Source organism: Caulifigura coniformis, from assembly GCF_007745175.1.
GTDB lineage: Bacteria > Planctomycetota > Planctomycetia > Planctomycetales > Planctomycetaceae > Caulifigura > Caulifigura coniformis.
This window is the reverse complement of sequence record NZ_CP036271.1, coordinates 4,972,398-4,986,108: the sequence shown is the minus strand read 5'-3', so window position 1 is coordinate 4,986,108 and position 13,711 is coordinate 4,972,398. Positions and strand designations below refer to the sequence as shown.

The 13,711-nt window shown below is 62.5% G+C and carries 9 protein-coding genes; 6 read left to right on the top strand and 3 right to left on the bottom strand.

Features of this window, described 5'->3' with window-relative positions; genetic code table 11:
- Nucleotides 1-58 precede the first annotated feature (58 nt).
- The 3 genes from Pan44_RS19995 to Pan44_RS19985 all read left to right on the top strand — a co-directional run bounded on the left by Pan44_RS19995 (nucleotide 59) and on the right by Pan44_RS19985 (nucleotide 6,199).
- The gene (locus Pan44_RS19995) at nucleotides 59-3,268 is read left to right on the top strand and encodes an efflux RND transporter permease subunit (protein WP_145032836.1); all 3,210 of its coding nucleotides are present in this window, start codon (nucleotides 59-61) and stop codon (nucleotides 3,266-3,268) included.
- 23 nt (nucleotides 3,269-3,291) lie between these two features.
- Nucleotides 3,292-3,591, top strand: coding sequence for a hypothetical protein (locus Pan44_RS19990; protein WP_145032833.1), 300 nt, complete (start codon nucleotides 3,292-3,294; stop codon nucleotides 3,589-3,591).
- A 1,018-nt stretch (nucleotides 3,592-4,609) separates the two neighbouring features.
- The gene (locus tag Pan44_RS19985) at nucleotides 4,610-6,199 is read left to right on the top strand and encodes a TolC family protein (protein ID WP_231754114.1); all 1,590 of its coding nucleotides are present in this window, start codon (nucleotides 4,610-4,612) and stop codon (nucleotides 6,197-6,199) included.
- A 35-nt stretch (nucleotides 6,200-6,234) separates the two neighbouring features.
- Here Pan44_RS19985 and Pan44_RS19980 read toward each other — a convergent pair whose 3' ends face one another.
- Entirely contained in the window at nucleotides 6,235-9,255 is a 3,021-nt protein-coding gene (locus Pan44_RS19980; protein WP_145032827.1) for a hypothetical protein, read from the bottom strand.
- Between the two features lie 353 nt (nucleotides 9,256-9,608).
- On the opposite strand from Pan44_RS19980, the gene Pan44_RS19975 reads away from it, so the two are divergent.
- Entirely contained in the window at nucleotides 9,609-10,451 is an 843-nt protein-coding gene (locus Pan44_RS19975; RefSeq protein ID WP_145032824.1) for a polyphosphate polymerase domain-containing protein, read from the top strand.
- A gap of 79 nt (nucleotides 10,452-10,530) precedes the next feature.
- On the opposite strand, the gene Pan44_RS19970 is transcribed toward Pan44_RS19975, so the two are convergent.
- On the bottom strand, nucleotides 10,531-11,016 hold the full coding sequence (locus Pan44_RS19970) for an Hcp family type VI secretion system effector (RefSeq protein WP_145032821.1): 486 nt from the start codon (nucleotides 11,014-11,016) through the stop codon (nucleotides 10,531-10,533).
- Nucleotides 11,017-11,310: 294 nt separating this feature from the next.
- On the opposite strand from Pan44_RS19970, the gene Pan44_RS19965 reads away from it, so the two are divergent.
- Both Pan44_RS19965 and Pan44_RS19960 read left to right on the top strand, forming a co-directional pair.
- Complete coding sequence (locus tag Pan44_RS19965) at nucleotides 11,311-12,141, top strand: hypothetical protein (protein ID WP_145032818.1); 831 nt, start codon at nucleotides 11,311-11,313, stop codon at nucleotides 12,139-12,141.
- A 174-nt stretch (nucleotides 12,142-12,315) separates the two neighbouring features.
- Nucleotides 12,316-13,131, top strand: a complete 816-nt coding sequence (locus tag Pan44_RS19960; RefSeq protein WP_145032815.1) for a hypothetical protein — start codon at nucleotides 12,316-12,318, stop codon at nucleotides 13,129-13,131.
- A gap of 132 nt (nucleotides 13,132-13,263) precedes the next feature.
- Here Pan44_RS19960 and Pan44_RS19955 read toward each other — a convergent pair whose 3' ends face one another.
- Entirely contained in the window at nucleotides 13,264-13,461 is a 198-nt protein-coding gene (locus tag Pan44_RS19955) for a cold-shock protein (protein ID WP_145032812.1), read from the bottom strand.
- Between the last annotated feature and the right edge of the window lie 250 nt (nucleotides 13,462-13,711).

Here is a 13,711-nt window from a genome sequence, read left to right as displayed (position 1 = left end):
AGGGAGCACGCTCGCTCTCACATTCCGGAGCGAGGACCTGCCGGATCCTCGCAGCACCATGTTTTCACAGATCCTGCATCGGCCAGCCCTGGCCATCGTCATCTCGCTGATCATCCTGTTCCTGGGCGGTCTGGCGATCAACACGCTGCCGATCTCCCAGTTTCCGAATGTGGCGCCGCCCAGCGTGATCGTCGCGGTTTCCTATCCGGGAGCCAGCGCCGAAGTGCTCACCGACTCGGTGCTCGTGATCCTCGAGCAGGCGATCAACGGCGTCCAGGACATGCGGTACATGGCTTCCGCGGCGACCAGCGCCGGCGAAGGTGCGATCCAGATCATCTTCGAGCCGGGCACGGACCCCAACGTGGCCGTGCTCAACGTGAACAACCGCATCCAGATCGTGAAGAACCGGCTCCCCAAGATCGTGGAGCTGGAGGGCATCATCGTTCAGCAGGCCATGACGAGCATGCTGATGTACGTGAACGTCTACAGTAAGGACAAAGCTCTCGACCAGAACTTTCTCTACAACTACGTCACGGTCAACCTGCTGCCGGAAATCCGGCGGACCCGCGGCATCGGCAGCGCCAATATCCTGGGCAACCGCGCCTACGCCATGCGCATCGAGCTCAACCTCGAACGCATGCGGGCCTACAACCTGTCGGCCGACGACGTGATGAAGGCGGTGTCCGAGCAGAGCATGATCGGGTCGCCCGGACGCCTGGGACAGGCGACCGGCAAGACGTCGCAGACGGTGGAATACGTGCTGACGTATGTCGGGCGCTATAACAAGCCCGAGCAGTACGCCAACATCATCCTCAAGGCCAAGCCCAACGGCGAAATCCTGCGGCTGAAGGACGTGGCGAGCGTGGAACTCGGCTCGTCGTTCTACGACCTCTACTCCGACATCGATGGCCACGCCTCCGCCGCCATCGTGCTCAAGCAACTGCCTGGCACCAATGCGGCGACGATCATCGAGGAAGTGAAAGAGAAGCTCAAAGAAGCCAAGGCGGAGATGTTCCCCCCGGGCATGGACTTCGAAGTGAGCTACGACGTCTCCGCGTTCCTGGAGGCCTCGATCGAACAGGTGCTGCATACGCTGTTCGAGGCGTTCGTGCTGGTGGCCCTCGTCGTGTTCCTCTTCCTGGGAGACTGGCGGTCGACCCTCATTCCGACGCTCGCCGTGCCCGTATCGCTGATCGGAACGTTCTTCTTCATGCTGATGTTCGGGTTGTCGATCAACCTGATCACGCTGTTTGCGCTCGTGCTCGCGATCGGGGTGGTGGTCGACGACGCGATCGTGGTGGTGGAAGCCGTGCATGCGAAGATGCACGAAAAACACCTGTCGCCTTACCGGGCGACGAAAGAAGTGATGAACGAGATCAGCGGCGCGATCATCGCCATTACCCTCGTGATGACTGCCGTGTTCATCCCCGTGACGTTCATGTCAGGACCGGTCGGCGTCTTCTACCGGCAATTCGGCCTGACCATGGCCATGTCGATCGTGCTCTCCGGCGTCGTGGCTTTGACGCTCACACCGGTCCTGTGCGCGATGATTCTCAAGCCTCACTCCACGCAGAAGAAGAAGTTCCGCGGTCCCATCGCGATCCTCATCGGGCTCTTTGACAGGTTCATCAACAGGGTGACTCTGGGATACGCCGCCTTCCTGCGGCCGATCGTGACGCGCCGCGTGCTGACCCTGGGGCTCGTGGCCGGGTTCAGCGTCGCGATCTACTGCGTCAACCTGGTGCTGCCGACAGGATTCATCCCGCTGGAAGACCAGGGAATGATCTACGGCATCATCCAGACGCCTCCGGGCTCGACGCTCGAATACACGAACGCCAAATCGCACGAACTGCAGGAGGCGGCCAAAGGGGTCGACGGGATCGCCTCGATCTCCTCGCTCGCGGGTTACGAAGTGTTGACCGAGGGACGCGGCTCCAACGCCGGAACATGCCTCATCAACCTGAAACCGTGGTCGCAGCGCAAACTGACGTCACGGCAGATCATCGAAGAACTGGAGAAGAGAGGCCGCAAGATCTCGAACGTGAAACTGGAGTTCTTCGAGCCTCCTGCGGTTCCGGGCTTCGGAGCGGCCGGCGGGTTCTCGCTGCGCGTGCTCGACAAGACGAATACCACGAACTACCAGGCCCTGGGGGAAGCAACCGACAAATTCCTCGAGGCGCTCGCGAAGCGTAAGGAAGTGAAGGGCCTGTTCACGTTCTTCGCCAGCAACTATCCGCAGTATGAACTGGTGATCGACAACGACATCGCCATGCAGAAAGGGGTGACGATCAAGAACGCGATGGACAACCTCTCCATCGTGATCGGCAGTACCTGGGAGCAGGGCTTCGTCCGGTTCGGCCAGTTCTTCAAGGTGTACGTCCAGGCGTCCCCCGAGTTCCGAAGGTTCCCCGAAGACTTCGACAATATCTTCGTCAAGAACGAAGGCGGGGAAATGGTTCCCTACTCGGCGTTCATGCAGCTCAAGAAGCGGCAGGGGCTGAACGAAATCAACCGCTACAACCTCTATCCGTCGGCAGCGATTCAAGGGGCGCCGGCGAAGGGTTACAGCACGGGCGAAGCGATCAAGGCAATCAAGGAAGTCGCCGCACAGACGCTGCCGCACGGTTATGACATCGGTTGGGAAGGCCTCTCGTACGATGAAGCCAACAAGGGCAACACGGCGGTTTACATCTTCCTGATCGTTGTGATCTTCGTGTACCTCGTGCTCGTCGGGCAGTATGAGAGTTTCATCCTGCCGCTGGCGGTCATCATTTCGCTGCCCGTGGGAATCTTCGGATCGTTCGTCTTCCTGGAGTCCATGGGGCTGGCGAACGACGTCTATGCCCAGATCGGGCTTGTCATGCTGGTGGGACTGCTGGGCAAAAACGCGATTCTGATCGTCGAATTCGCCGTGCAAAGGCACCGGGAAGGGATCAGCCTGAAAGAGGCGGCGATCGAGGGCGGACAGTTGAGATTCCGGCCCATCCTGATGACCTCCTTCGCCTTCATTGCCGGCCTGATTCCGCTCGTCCGCGCCACCGGACCGGGCGCCATCGGCAACCGCACCATCGGAACGACTGCGGTCGGCGGAATGCTGATCGGCACTGTCATTGGCGTGCTGGTGATTCCAGGTCTCTACTACCTCTTTGGCGGACTCGCCGACAAAGGCCAACTGATCCAGGACGAATCCGATGAACCGTTGAGCGAATTGCTGGAGCACCATCCCGCCGCCGCAGGACACGAGCGGACATCTGACGCGCCCCGCTGACACCGCGCCGAGCTGAAACACTCATGTCACAGGACGACTTGATTCGTGAGCTTCAGGAGCGCTACCGGCAGGAGCGGAGTTCGTTGAACGAGCGTCAGCGCCGCCAGTGGGCCGCCACGGAAGCGATGAAGCTGGGACATGGAGGAATGACGCTCGTCTCACGGGCGATCCACATGTCGCCCAACACGATCAAGCGTGGCATCGAGGAACTTGCCGCCGGGGACGCGGAATCGGCGCCCGACCACCGGTCTCGGATCCGCAGGCCGGGTGGCGGGAGAAAGCCTCGGACACGGCCGGAAACTCCGCCGGCGCCCGAGGCCTGACGAGCAGCCTCATCCCCCGCTCGCGACGTTACGAGTTCGGCAGTTTCGGCTGTCGCATCAGGGTCCCGCAGTGAGACAATCCTGCCGGTTTGCGCCACATAAATTCGGCATCATCCACAGACCTACACCCTCTCGGGGACTTTTGAGCGGCGTGGAGACGAGTCGCGGGCCGCCTTGGGTCAGACTTCTCTCGGCGCCTGCGCAGACGAGTGTTCCTTTGCAGAACGTCATGCTTCCTCGCAAGTTCCGTTGCGGCGGATGACTTCGTCGCGGCCGGCTTGAGAGGCACGCGACACGAAACCCCGAACGGTAGGACGCCCTCGCCGGATGGGCTATGTCCTTATTCAACGTGCGGCATTTTCTGCGACTCTTCGCCGCAATCGCACTCTTCCTAAAACACACTGCCCCCCGCATAGGCATCAACTTATTCATTCTGCTTGAGTTGGCTGGACGAGATTCGGAACTTCGGAGGCCCGAGGTCGATGAACCGCGTACCTGGAAAGTTCGGGCGGCGGCAATGAGTCTCGGCTTGCGGCATCGGCGCGGCGTCTCTGCAAGGTCGCAGAGACGCCCACGGCATGTCGGACGGGATTCTTCCGAAGCCCGGACATTGCAGGGAACAGAGCAGTCACGCTGCGGAGCAGCGGGCGGCCCCCTGAAGAAGCAGTCCGATGAAACACGTGGAGGTTGCCAGCCACTGCCGCAGCCAGCGAAGCGGGATGCTTCGCCTCGGAGGATTCTGAAGATCTCGTCGGAGCCGACTGACGGACTTGTTCCGACGGCCTGCCTGACGAGCGCCGGATCGATCAGAAACCGCGTCACTGGCGGGACAACCTGAACGCAGAAGCTGGCGGGACGCAGGACGTCTGACAGGCAGACGTCCCACGTCCTGAACGTCACGACGACCTGTCGGAACGGATTTCTGACAGACGCGAATTCATCAAGGATGGTGGCGATGATCCACTTTGTGAGATCTTCGAAAAAGCGTTGCTTCAGCGCTGCGCTCGCGCTGGGCGGCATGATGTCTCTCCCGGGTTGCCACATCCCCGATCTGTGCGGCCCGGAGCCCGGGCATGCGCTGCCTTCGGACTTCAATGGCCGGCAGACCGCGGAGAACTCGGCCTACGTTGGATTCGAAGAGTTCTTCAACGACCAGACGCTGACCTGCCTGATTGCGGAAGGCCTGGCGGGCAACCAGGAACTGAAGATCCTGTGGCAGGAAGTTCAGATCGCCAACAATGAAGTGCTGAAGCGGCGGGGAGCCGTCTTTCCGTTCGTGACTCTCGGGACTCGGGCCGGCCTGGAAAAATCGAGCACCTTCACGCGAGCGGGGGCCGTCGACAGCCAGCTGAATCTCTCCGGCCATTCATTCCCCGATCCCCTCCCCGACTTCCTCGTCGCGGCAAACGTCACCTGGGAAGTCGACATCTGGCGGGCGCTGCGGAATGCGCGCGATGCCGCCGCGCTCAGATACCTGGGTACCAGGGACGGGCGGAACTACGTCGTCACGCGGCTCGTCGCGGAAATCGCCGAGAACTACTACGGGCTGATGGCGCTCGACAAGCGGCTGGAGACGCTCGATGCGACGATCGCCCTGCAGGAACAGAGTCTGCAGATTGCGATCGCCAAGAAAGAAGCCGCGCGCGGAACGGAGCTGGCTGTCCAGCGTTTCCAGGCCGAAGTGCAGAAGAACCAGAGCGAAAAACTGATCGTCCGGCAGGAGATCGTGGAAACGGAGAACCGGATCAACTTCCTGCTCGGCCGCTTCCCGCAGCCGGTCCCGCGGACGTCGACCGACTTCATCAACCTCAACCTGAACTCGCTCAAAGTCGGCGTCCCCTCGCAGTTGCTTCAGAACCGGCCTGACATCCGCAGGGCCGAGCGTGAGCTGGCCGCGGCGGGGCTCGACGTGCAGGTGGCCCGGTCCCGCTTCTATCCGTCGCTGACGCTGACGGGCGGCGTGGGCTACAACGCGTTCAATCCGAAGTACCTGTTCATCACGCCCGACGCGCTCATCGCCAACCTGGCCGGCGACCTTGTCGCCCCGGTGCTCAACAAGTCCGCCATCAAGGCCGACTACTGCACCGCGAACGCCGTGCAGCTGGAAGCGATCTACGACTACCAGCGGACGATCCTGAACGCGTTCACCGAGGTGATCAACCGCATCTCGAAAGTGGAGAACTACAGCGAAAGCATCGAGATCAAGAAGGAACAGCTCGCCTCGCTGGAGGCCTCGGTCGACAACGCCAGCCGGCTGTTCCAGAACGCCCGCGCCGAGTACATCGAGGTGCTCTTCGCCCAGCGCGACTACATGGAAGCGAAGCTGGTGCTGATCGACACCAAGAAGGAACAGCTTTCAGCCATCGTCAACGCCTACCAGGCCCTGGGAGGTGGACTGTTCCAGTATGCCACCCATGAAACGGTCGGCGGCCCGATCGAAGAGCCATTGCCATCTACAGACCGGATCGAGGAAGACGCGCCGTCACTTGCTCCGCCCCAGCCTGCAGCGCCCCAGCCTGAACCGGCACAGCCGGCTCCGGACGCCCCCGGCGACGCCCCGCCGAAAGTCACCCCGCCCGCGCCCGATGAGCCTGCTGGCAACTCGTGAGCGTCAGCGTCCATTGAACCGGTCGACCAGGTACGTCAGGTCCCTGTCTCGGGTTGAGATTCCGTGCTCTCCGGCCGTGGCGGCGGCGTGCTGCGTTTGGCCCGGCTCACGCCGGCCGGCGGAGGTGGAATCTCACCCGACTCCGGCATCCGATAGGGGCGATCCTGATCGAGCACCGCTCGCACGCGTTTGGCAATCTCGCGACGACTGTCGGTGTCAGCCGCTTCCTCACCCAGTCGTGCGAACTCGCGCGCCTCCTCGAAATTGCCATTCTCCGCGGCGACGACCGCTTCCGTGACGTGAATCGACCAGGCGTTCATGCTGTTGCCGAGCTGCGACCGCACAGCCTTGAGTAGCTCCAGGGCCTTCTTGCCATCCCGCAGCTTCTCATCCGGAGCGGTCGTCAGCACCCAGGCTTCGTGCACGCGCGACCAGGCCGCCCGCGAAAACAGGTCGTAGTCCTTCCGGAAAGCGGCCAGGGCTGCTTCGTACTGGCCCACACCACAAAGAGCCACCCCTTCGATTCGCGACAGATCGACAATCTTCAGGTAAACAGCCTTGGCCTTTGCCACATGTTCGAGCGCTTCGGCCGCCTGCCCCTGCTCGGCCAGGGCCCCGGCCAGTTGCTTCCTGGCCTCCGGACATTCAGGGTAATACTCGACACCCTGTCGCAGCGCCGGCAGGCTCCTGGGACTCTCCGAATTGAGGCCGGCCGTGATCGGCGGCGCCTTGCGAATCCGCAGGTTCCGAAACACGGCTTCCCCGGTGACGCCGGTGCGATTGCTGTCGCCAAACACGATGAAATCGTTGAGAGGCTGACTGGGTTGCCGATCAGCGACCACCAGCCCGTGCATGGCGTACATGTGCGTCTCGCCCGGATAACGGCGAATCCCGAGGTGCTGGAATCCGTCAACCGGCTGCGGGTCGGGAATGAAGTCGACGGCCCCCGGGAGACCGATCAATGTCCGGTCGAAGAAGATCGCGATCATCGTCGGACCGGACGAAAGCTGTTGTGGAAGCGGAGACTGGCCGAGCCTCATCGCGGCTCTCGCGCCGATGACAATTCCCGCCTGAACGTCTCCCTGCAGCGCCCGGACCGGTTTGATTTCAGCCTCCACCATGTAAGGCGGGGCGAATCGCGTGAGTGGTTTCAGCTGCATCGACGAACCGCTGTGGGTGGCGGTCAACCGCAGCGTGGCCGGGTCGATCAGGTCGTACTTTGCCGCCCGCGCCGTCCAGAGAGTCATCTGGGGATCGAAGGTCAGATTGACCCAGTCGCCCGCAGCGTAGGTCTTGAGTTGCTCAAGCATGCGGCCGGCGATGTCGTAGTAACCGGCTGCCCTGGAATCCATATCCATCGCGCGGCACTCCTCCAGACGCTTCTGCATCTCTTCCACGTCCGCGACCTCCGGCGCCTCGGTGGCTTCACGTGTCAGGAAGTCGTGAATCGGGGCGACGATCTTCTCGGCCGGTCCTGTGATGGCGTAGGACAATCCCATGCTGTAGCGATACCCGACGCCGCGATCGATGCTCCACCACCGGTCGTTCGCCTCCGGGCCAATGTCAAATGCGTCGCGCGCCTTCCGGTAGTCGCCCGCCTGCACGAGCAGCGACGTCATCAGCGCCAGCGGTTTTGCAAAGTTCTCAGGTTTGACTTCTCCACGTTTCATGGCGGCCGCGAAGGCGTCGAGGTACGCCCCTGCGATCTTGACGGCTGTCGGGTTCTTCCCGGCAGGATCGTTGGTTTCATTGTCGAGCGCGATCAGCTCGACGGCGGTCTGGGCTTCGGAGGGAACGACGGTATCCCAGCGGCCGGTCGCGATGCATTTCTCGGCAAAGTCGGCGATGGCCTGGTGGCTTCCTCCCCACCGGGGCATCGTGACGAACATGTAGCGGTAGTAGGCGTCGTGGTAATCGAACTGCGCCGCGACCGCAGCATGAAACCATTGCTCGGGCGACCACGTCTCGTCGCCGCCGGCGGTGGAGAGCATGATCATTTCTTCCGCGGCGTGGGGATGCTCGGGATGCAGGAACCACGCCCGCCGGAAATGACGGGCAGCCCGCGGCATCAACTCGCGAAACTTGCTCCAACCCTCACCGGAAACAGTGTCGGCGAAACCGCCGCCACGGTGTTGCCAGGCCAGCTTCGCGTAATAGTCGCCGCCCAGAAGATGGATGATGTAGGGATCGATCTTCGGCTCCATCAGGCAGGCCTGATACAGTTCCAGCCGCTGGTCAGCGGCCTCCCGATCGAACCCCAGCGTGTTCTTCACCAGGGTCAGCAACACGTCGGGATCGGCCGATCCCGATTCCTTCGCGAGAAACCTGGCCGCTTCCTCATAGGCAATCTGCCGCATGGTCAATGAAGGGATTCCGGCCAGCACGTTCCTCTCAGCGAGTTCGGCCAGATAGGCCCAGACCAGGAACCGCAGGACGGGCGGTGGATACGCCCCGTCAGTCAGCTGCTCTTTCACTTCACTGAAGACCTCCGCCGACTGGGCGGGCTTCATCGTTTCCATGCTCTCGCTGACGCGGGCGTGAAAGACGCGAACCAACGGATCGACGCTTCCCGCCTTGATCGCCGCATCGCCCAGTGCGGCAATGGCCTTGAAGTCCCCCTTCTGCGTGGCGGCCCCGCGCGAGTAGGCGTCCAGAAATGCAATCGCCGGGGCGCGGGCTGCTTGCGGGTCGGAGGTCCCTGCACGATACGCTTTCACTGCACGCAGCCTGTACTCGAGGTACGCCTCGGCCGCCTCGGCCCCGGTCATCGCACCCTGGCCATGCGGGATCAGCGGGCCCTGGTCGGCGGACCAGGTATGTTTGGCCTGCAGGGCATCCATCGCCGGCAGGTCGGCGGTGATCTGCGCCTCGATCGGTTCTTCGAGCGTTGCCAGCCGCTTCCCGAGAAATGCGGGATGGGGCAGTTTCATCGCCTCGTCGACGACGCCGGACGACGGCGGAGTCAGTGGATTCTGACCGCCGAACTCGATGAGGGCGACAGCCCCCACGGCGACGACCACACAGATCAGCCCGTAGATGAGGATCCTGCGCACCATGCCAACTCGCCCCGCAATCGACGTTCAAGAATCGCCCGATGTCACCATAGCAGATGCCGTTCGCCCCGACCTCTGGGCGAGAGGCCGCATTCTGATGCAGGCCCGCCCGCGTTCATGTCCCCGACCTCCAGAGTACGTCCCGAGTCGATCCTCGGCCGGTCGACGACCGTCGGCCCCCGGAGACAAGCCCCGCGTTGACCTCCGGGTTTTCCTGGGCGGCCCGGATTTTCTGCAAATGAGGCGACACTCTCGCGAATCGCCAGGGTTTCAGATCGCGTCGCACACACCCCGTTCTGTCATCGACCGAGAGCCTCAGCGGTCGATTGCCTCATTCTCCCTTCCGTGATCGCGGTATGGACTCTGCCTTCGAAACTGTCGCGAGTGATTCATGGCCTGTCGTGACGGCCAACGATCTGGGCAACTGGTTTCCAGCCGTCGCCGATCATGCATCGCCGTCGCCCCGCCCGGCCGACCACGCAAGCCCTCCATCCTACGAACTGAAGTACGTCCTCAACGAAATCGATGCGGTGGCCGTGGAGCAGGAACTGAGCGCGTGGATGACGATCGATCCGCACGCTGATCCGACACTCGATCGTTCCTATCGCATTTCGACCGTGTACGCCGACACCCCGCGATTTGATGTGTTCCACCGCGCAACGGGGCATCGGCGCACCAAGCTTCGCCTGCGGCGCTATGGCGACTCATCGACCATCTTCCTGGAACGCAAAACCAAGCGGGGCCGGCAGGTCTCCAAGGAACGCGTGCAGGTCGGCCTCAAGCACCTGCACCGACTGGCATCCGCTGATCCCGCCGACTGGCCGGGCGAAGACTTCCGACAGGAACTCGCACGCCGGGCTTTGCTCCCGGTCTGCGCCGTGAGCTATCTGCGGCGCGCCTATTTCGGAGTGACTGAAGAAGGCCGGATGCGGGTCACCTTCGACCGCGGGCTGCAGGGCCAGCGTGTCGACGACTGGACCTTCGCCCCCGCACTTGAAGGGCCCGGAATCGCACCGGACATTGTGATCTGCGAGTTCAAGTTTCGCGGCGCGATGCCAAACGCATTCAAGCGGGCCATCGCCCGGATCCAGGTGTTTCCCGGCGGCTTCTCGAAATATCGCACCTGCATGAAAGCCCTTGGACTGCAGCGGCGGGAGTTCCTGCTGGAACACGAAGCCATTCAGGGACTCAGGAACTGACCAGCACGCCAGCGAGCGCACGAAAGAAGCCGCGACGGACAGGAATGAATCCTCGTCCGTCGCGGCTTTCGCTTTTCGATTACGGCTTCTTGTTGGCCGCGATGTCCCATTCGGTTTCGACCGGTTCGGTCGCAGCGCCGGCGTCGTCCTGGCCGGTGAACGTCACCTTCAGCTTCTCGAACGACAACGACACGTTCTCCATCGCGAACTGGTTGCCCCCGCCCGACTGCTGCCAGCTCGACACGAACACATGCGTCATCTCGTACTTCATGTACTCCACCGGGCCGCCGTCGCCGCCCGCCTTGCGGAACACCAGAGTGGCCGAGTCGTAGTGCGTTCCTTCGCACGTCTTCAGGAAGAACGTCGGCGAGGCCTTGTCGGCCCGCTTCGTGATCACCAGGTCGTGCACATTCACCTTGGCCGTGCCGGCGCCGCCGCCATAGGCCCGGGAGGAAGGGTTCGTGGCCCCGAGCGAGGCGCTCAGGATGTCGATTTCCCCTTCGTGTCCATCGGTCTTCGAATCGCCTTCCACACCTTCGATCTTCAGCAGAATGTCGGCAGCCATGATTGGCATCCCTGGAATGAGAGTTGTTTCGTTGCGGACGATCACAGACCGACCGTCGCCGAGTTCTCTACTTATTGTCTGCTTGCGACACGGAAGGTTGCGTGGCGCCTGGCCGTCTCGCCCTGGAATATTCGTCGAGCCTCGATGCCACCCTCGCACCGGCCCTCAAAGAGGGCCCCGACGAATCCCGCAATGAGGGGACCGTCGACCGCCTCTTGTGCTCGTGGCCGTGGCGATCACAATAGGATCGACGTTCTCTCCACATCTGCACTGTCCGCCGGAAGGGATGCTCTGATGCAGATCAGAATCGCTGTCGTTGCCTCTGTTGTTGCGATCGGGAGTGCCGTGGCCGAGGCTCAACCACCCCGCCGTCCGGACGGTCCTCCGCATGCCGGACATTCCACGCCCCAGGCCAGGGTGGTGACCCGGGTCAACGTCAACGTCGACACGGATGTCGATGTCTCGCACGGACCTGCCCGGCCGGCCGACAGTGACGAAGGTGGCAATGAGGAAAACGAGGTCTCCCGAGACTCGAATGCCTTCGGAGAACTGGTGGAGGCCGTGCTGAACCGCACGGGATCGGGTCCTGCGATCAGCGTGATCACGGACATCAACATCAACGTGCAGACTTCCGTCCGCGTGAACAAAGGCCCTGCCCCGGGACACCGGCCGCCGCATGGGATTGATGACGAACGGCGGCAGCAGGCCGCCCCGCGATCCCCTGAGAACAGACCTGCGAAGAAGAAAAAACGTCCCCGAAAGCCGAACTCGGAAGAATCCGAGGCCAAGGCCCCGGAGCCGGAAGACATTCGAACGACGATTTCATTGGACAGGCTGAAGCTCGGAAAGGACCTGGAGGTCGGACTGTCAGGGGAAGTTCGCGACGAGGAGCAGGCCCGCGAGATCGCCCGGCAGATCAATGCCAGAACGCAACAGTCCCTGCTGGGCGTCGCGATGATCGGCATGCTCGTTCCGAATGAGCAGGAATCACTGGCCGTGATCCGGAAAGGCCTCGGCAGCGTGAAGGCCGATGCACAAGGCGCCGAACTGTCCATCTCCGCCGCCATTCCCCGCGAGACTCCACTCGCCGTCAAGAACGTGATCCAGGCCGCTATGAAACGCTGAACGGGCAGCTCGCGGAGCGAGGGACCTGCCAGCCCTGGATGAGGAGAGCACCAGCGCATCGGATGTCGCCGACACTGCCGTGGCGACTCACCAGGGAGCGCGAGCTGGACATTGGCGACCGTCGCCGGGCACCATTGCAGACGTGGGCCTCACCTTGTCCCGCGGAGGCGCCGTATGGCCGTCTCATTCTCTTCAAAGGATGTCGACAGGAAAGCCGTCGCTGTGCGGACGGCCATCGCGACAGCGAGGGAGAGCCTGAAGGACCCCAAGTTCGTGCAGCAGCTCGGGGCTCGTCGCACAGACTTCGAGTCCCGGCTGAACCGCCTCGAAGCCGCGCTTGCGGAATACGAAGCGGCGATGGGGGCCGCCCGCCCGGAAAACGACGGCACAGTGGCGGCCGTGGGAGTTGCGACCGTCTCTGCCGGCGGGGCCAGCCTCAATCCATACGTCATCATCGGAGGGCTGCTCATCCTGTCCTTCGCTTCGTCCGTCGGACTCGCGGAAATGACGCGCGCGATGAAGGCGTCCAGACGACTCGACACTGAAAGCATCGGACTGCGTGACCTTCTGCAGACGCTCACCAGGCCGGTATCCCCGCCCGTCCCCTCGCCCGTCAGCCCCGAGGTAATGACGAAGCTGCTCGACACGATGGTGCAGCGGGCCATGGAAGCCGCCGCCATTGCCACGACCGCGGCTGCCGCCGAGAGCTGGATCGAACTTCAGCGATACCTGGGCACGACGATCCTCGCCGTGGCCGGGACCAAAGCCGCGGTTGTGGCAATTCACCACCGTGTCATGGAGATTGTGGGGCGCTTCCCACCGCAGCCGAAATGTCTCGACCTGCTCGATGACTACATGGATGCGTGGCACTGGGCCACGCGGAATCCGATGAAAGGATGGAACCGATTCCTGAAAGCGGCCCTCGCGCTGATCAAGTGCATCGGACGAGATCGTCCCGGTCCCGGCGGTCTGACAGCGGGAATCCTGTGACTCTCCCCCCGCCTGACAACGAACATCCCATCTCGCGTCACCAGGAGTCGATGCGTCGCTGATCAAGGGCTCTCAATGCAAAACGCCGATCACTCTCGTGACCGGCGTTCATCTCGCTGAATTCAGCGGCGACTAGATCGGGCGCACGTTCTCGGCGCGCTCGCCCTTCGGGCCGCGGCCGGGATTGTACGACACCTGCTGCCCCTCACGGAGGTCGTCAAACCGCACGCCTTCCAGATTCGACATGTGGAAGAACATGTCGGCGCCACGGCCCGTGTCGATGAAACCAAAGCCCTTGTCGGTCAGCTTCTTGATTCTGCCTTCAGCCATCTGATCGCTTCCTCGAATACTGCGAACGAGACTCACCGCAACAAAAGCGTATGTACGTCCCCCGCTCAAAGAGCCAGCGTACAGAGGTCGACGATTCGGCAACACTCACCACGAGGTGAAAGTCATGCGATTTCATTCGCATGCGATCTATTTTGAGAAGCCGCCACAAGCGTTGATGCCGCATCTCGTCGCACAAACGAGCGCCCCCGGTCACGTCATCTGTTTCTCCTCGAAGGAGTTGTCCAGATGA

Excerpts from the sequence above, each read along its gene's own strand:
- Pan44_RS19955 (WP_145032812.1), bottom strand. The coding sequence starts at position 13,461 with ATGGCTGAAGGCAGAATCAAGAAGCTGACCGACAAGGGCTTTGGTTTC.
- Pan44_RS19960 (WP_145032815.1), top strand. The coding sequence starts at position 12,316 with ATGGCCGTCTCATTCTCTTCAAAGGATGTCGACAGGAAAGCCGTCGCT.
- Pan44_RS19965 (WP_145032818.1), top strand. The coding sequence starts at position 11,311 with ATGCAGATCAGAATCGCTGTCGTTGCCTCTGTTGTTGCGATCGGGAGT.
- Pan44_RS19970 (WP_145032821.1), bottom strand. The coding sequence starts at position 11,016 with ATGGCTGCCGACATTCTGCTGAAGATCGAAGGTGTGGAAGGCGATTCG.
- Pan44_RS19995 (WP_145032836.1), top strand. The coding sequence starts at position 59 with ATGTTTTCACAGATCCTGCATCGGCCAGCCCTGGCCATCGTCATCTCG.
- Pan44_RS19975 (WP_145032824.1), top strand. The coding sequence starts at position 9,609 with ATGGACTCTGCCTTCGAAACTGTCGCGAGTGATTCATGGCCTGTCGTG.
- Pan44_RS19985 (WP_231754114.1), top strand. The coding sequence starts at position 4,610 with ATGATGTCTCTCCCGGGTTGCCACATCCCCGATCTGTGCGGCCCGGAG.
- Pan44_RS19980 (WP_145032827.1), bottom strand. The coding sequence starts at position 9,255 with ATGGTGCGCAGGATCCTCATCTACGGGCTGATCTGTGTGGTCGTCGCC.
- Pan44_RS19990 (WP_145032833.1), top strand. The coding sequence starts at position 3,292 with ATGTCACAGGACGACTTGATTCGTGAGCTTCAGGAGCGCTACCGGCAG.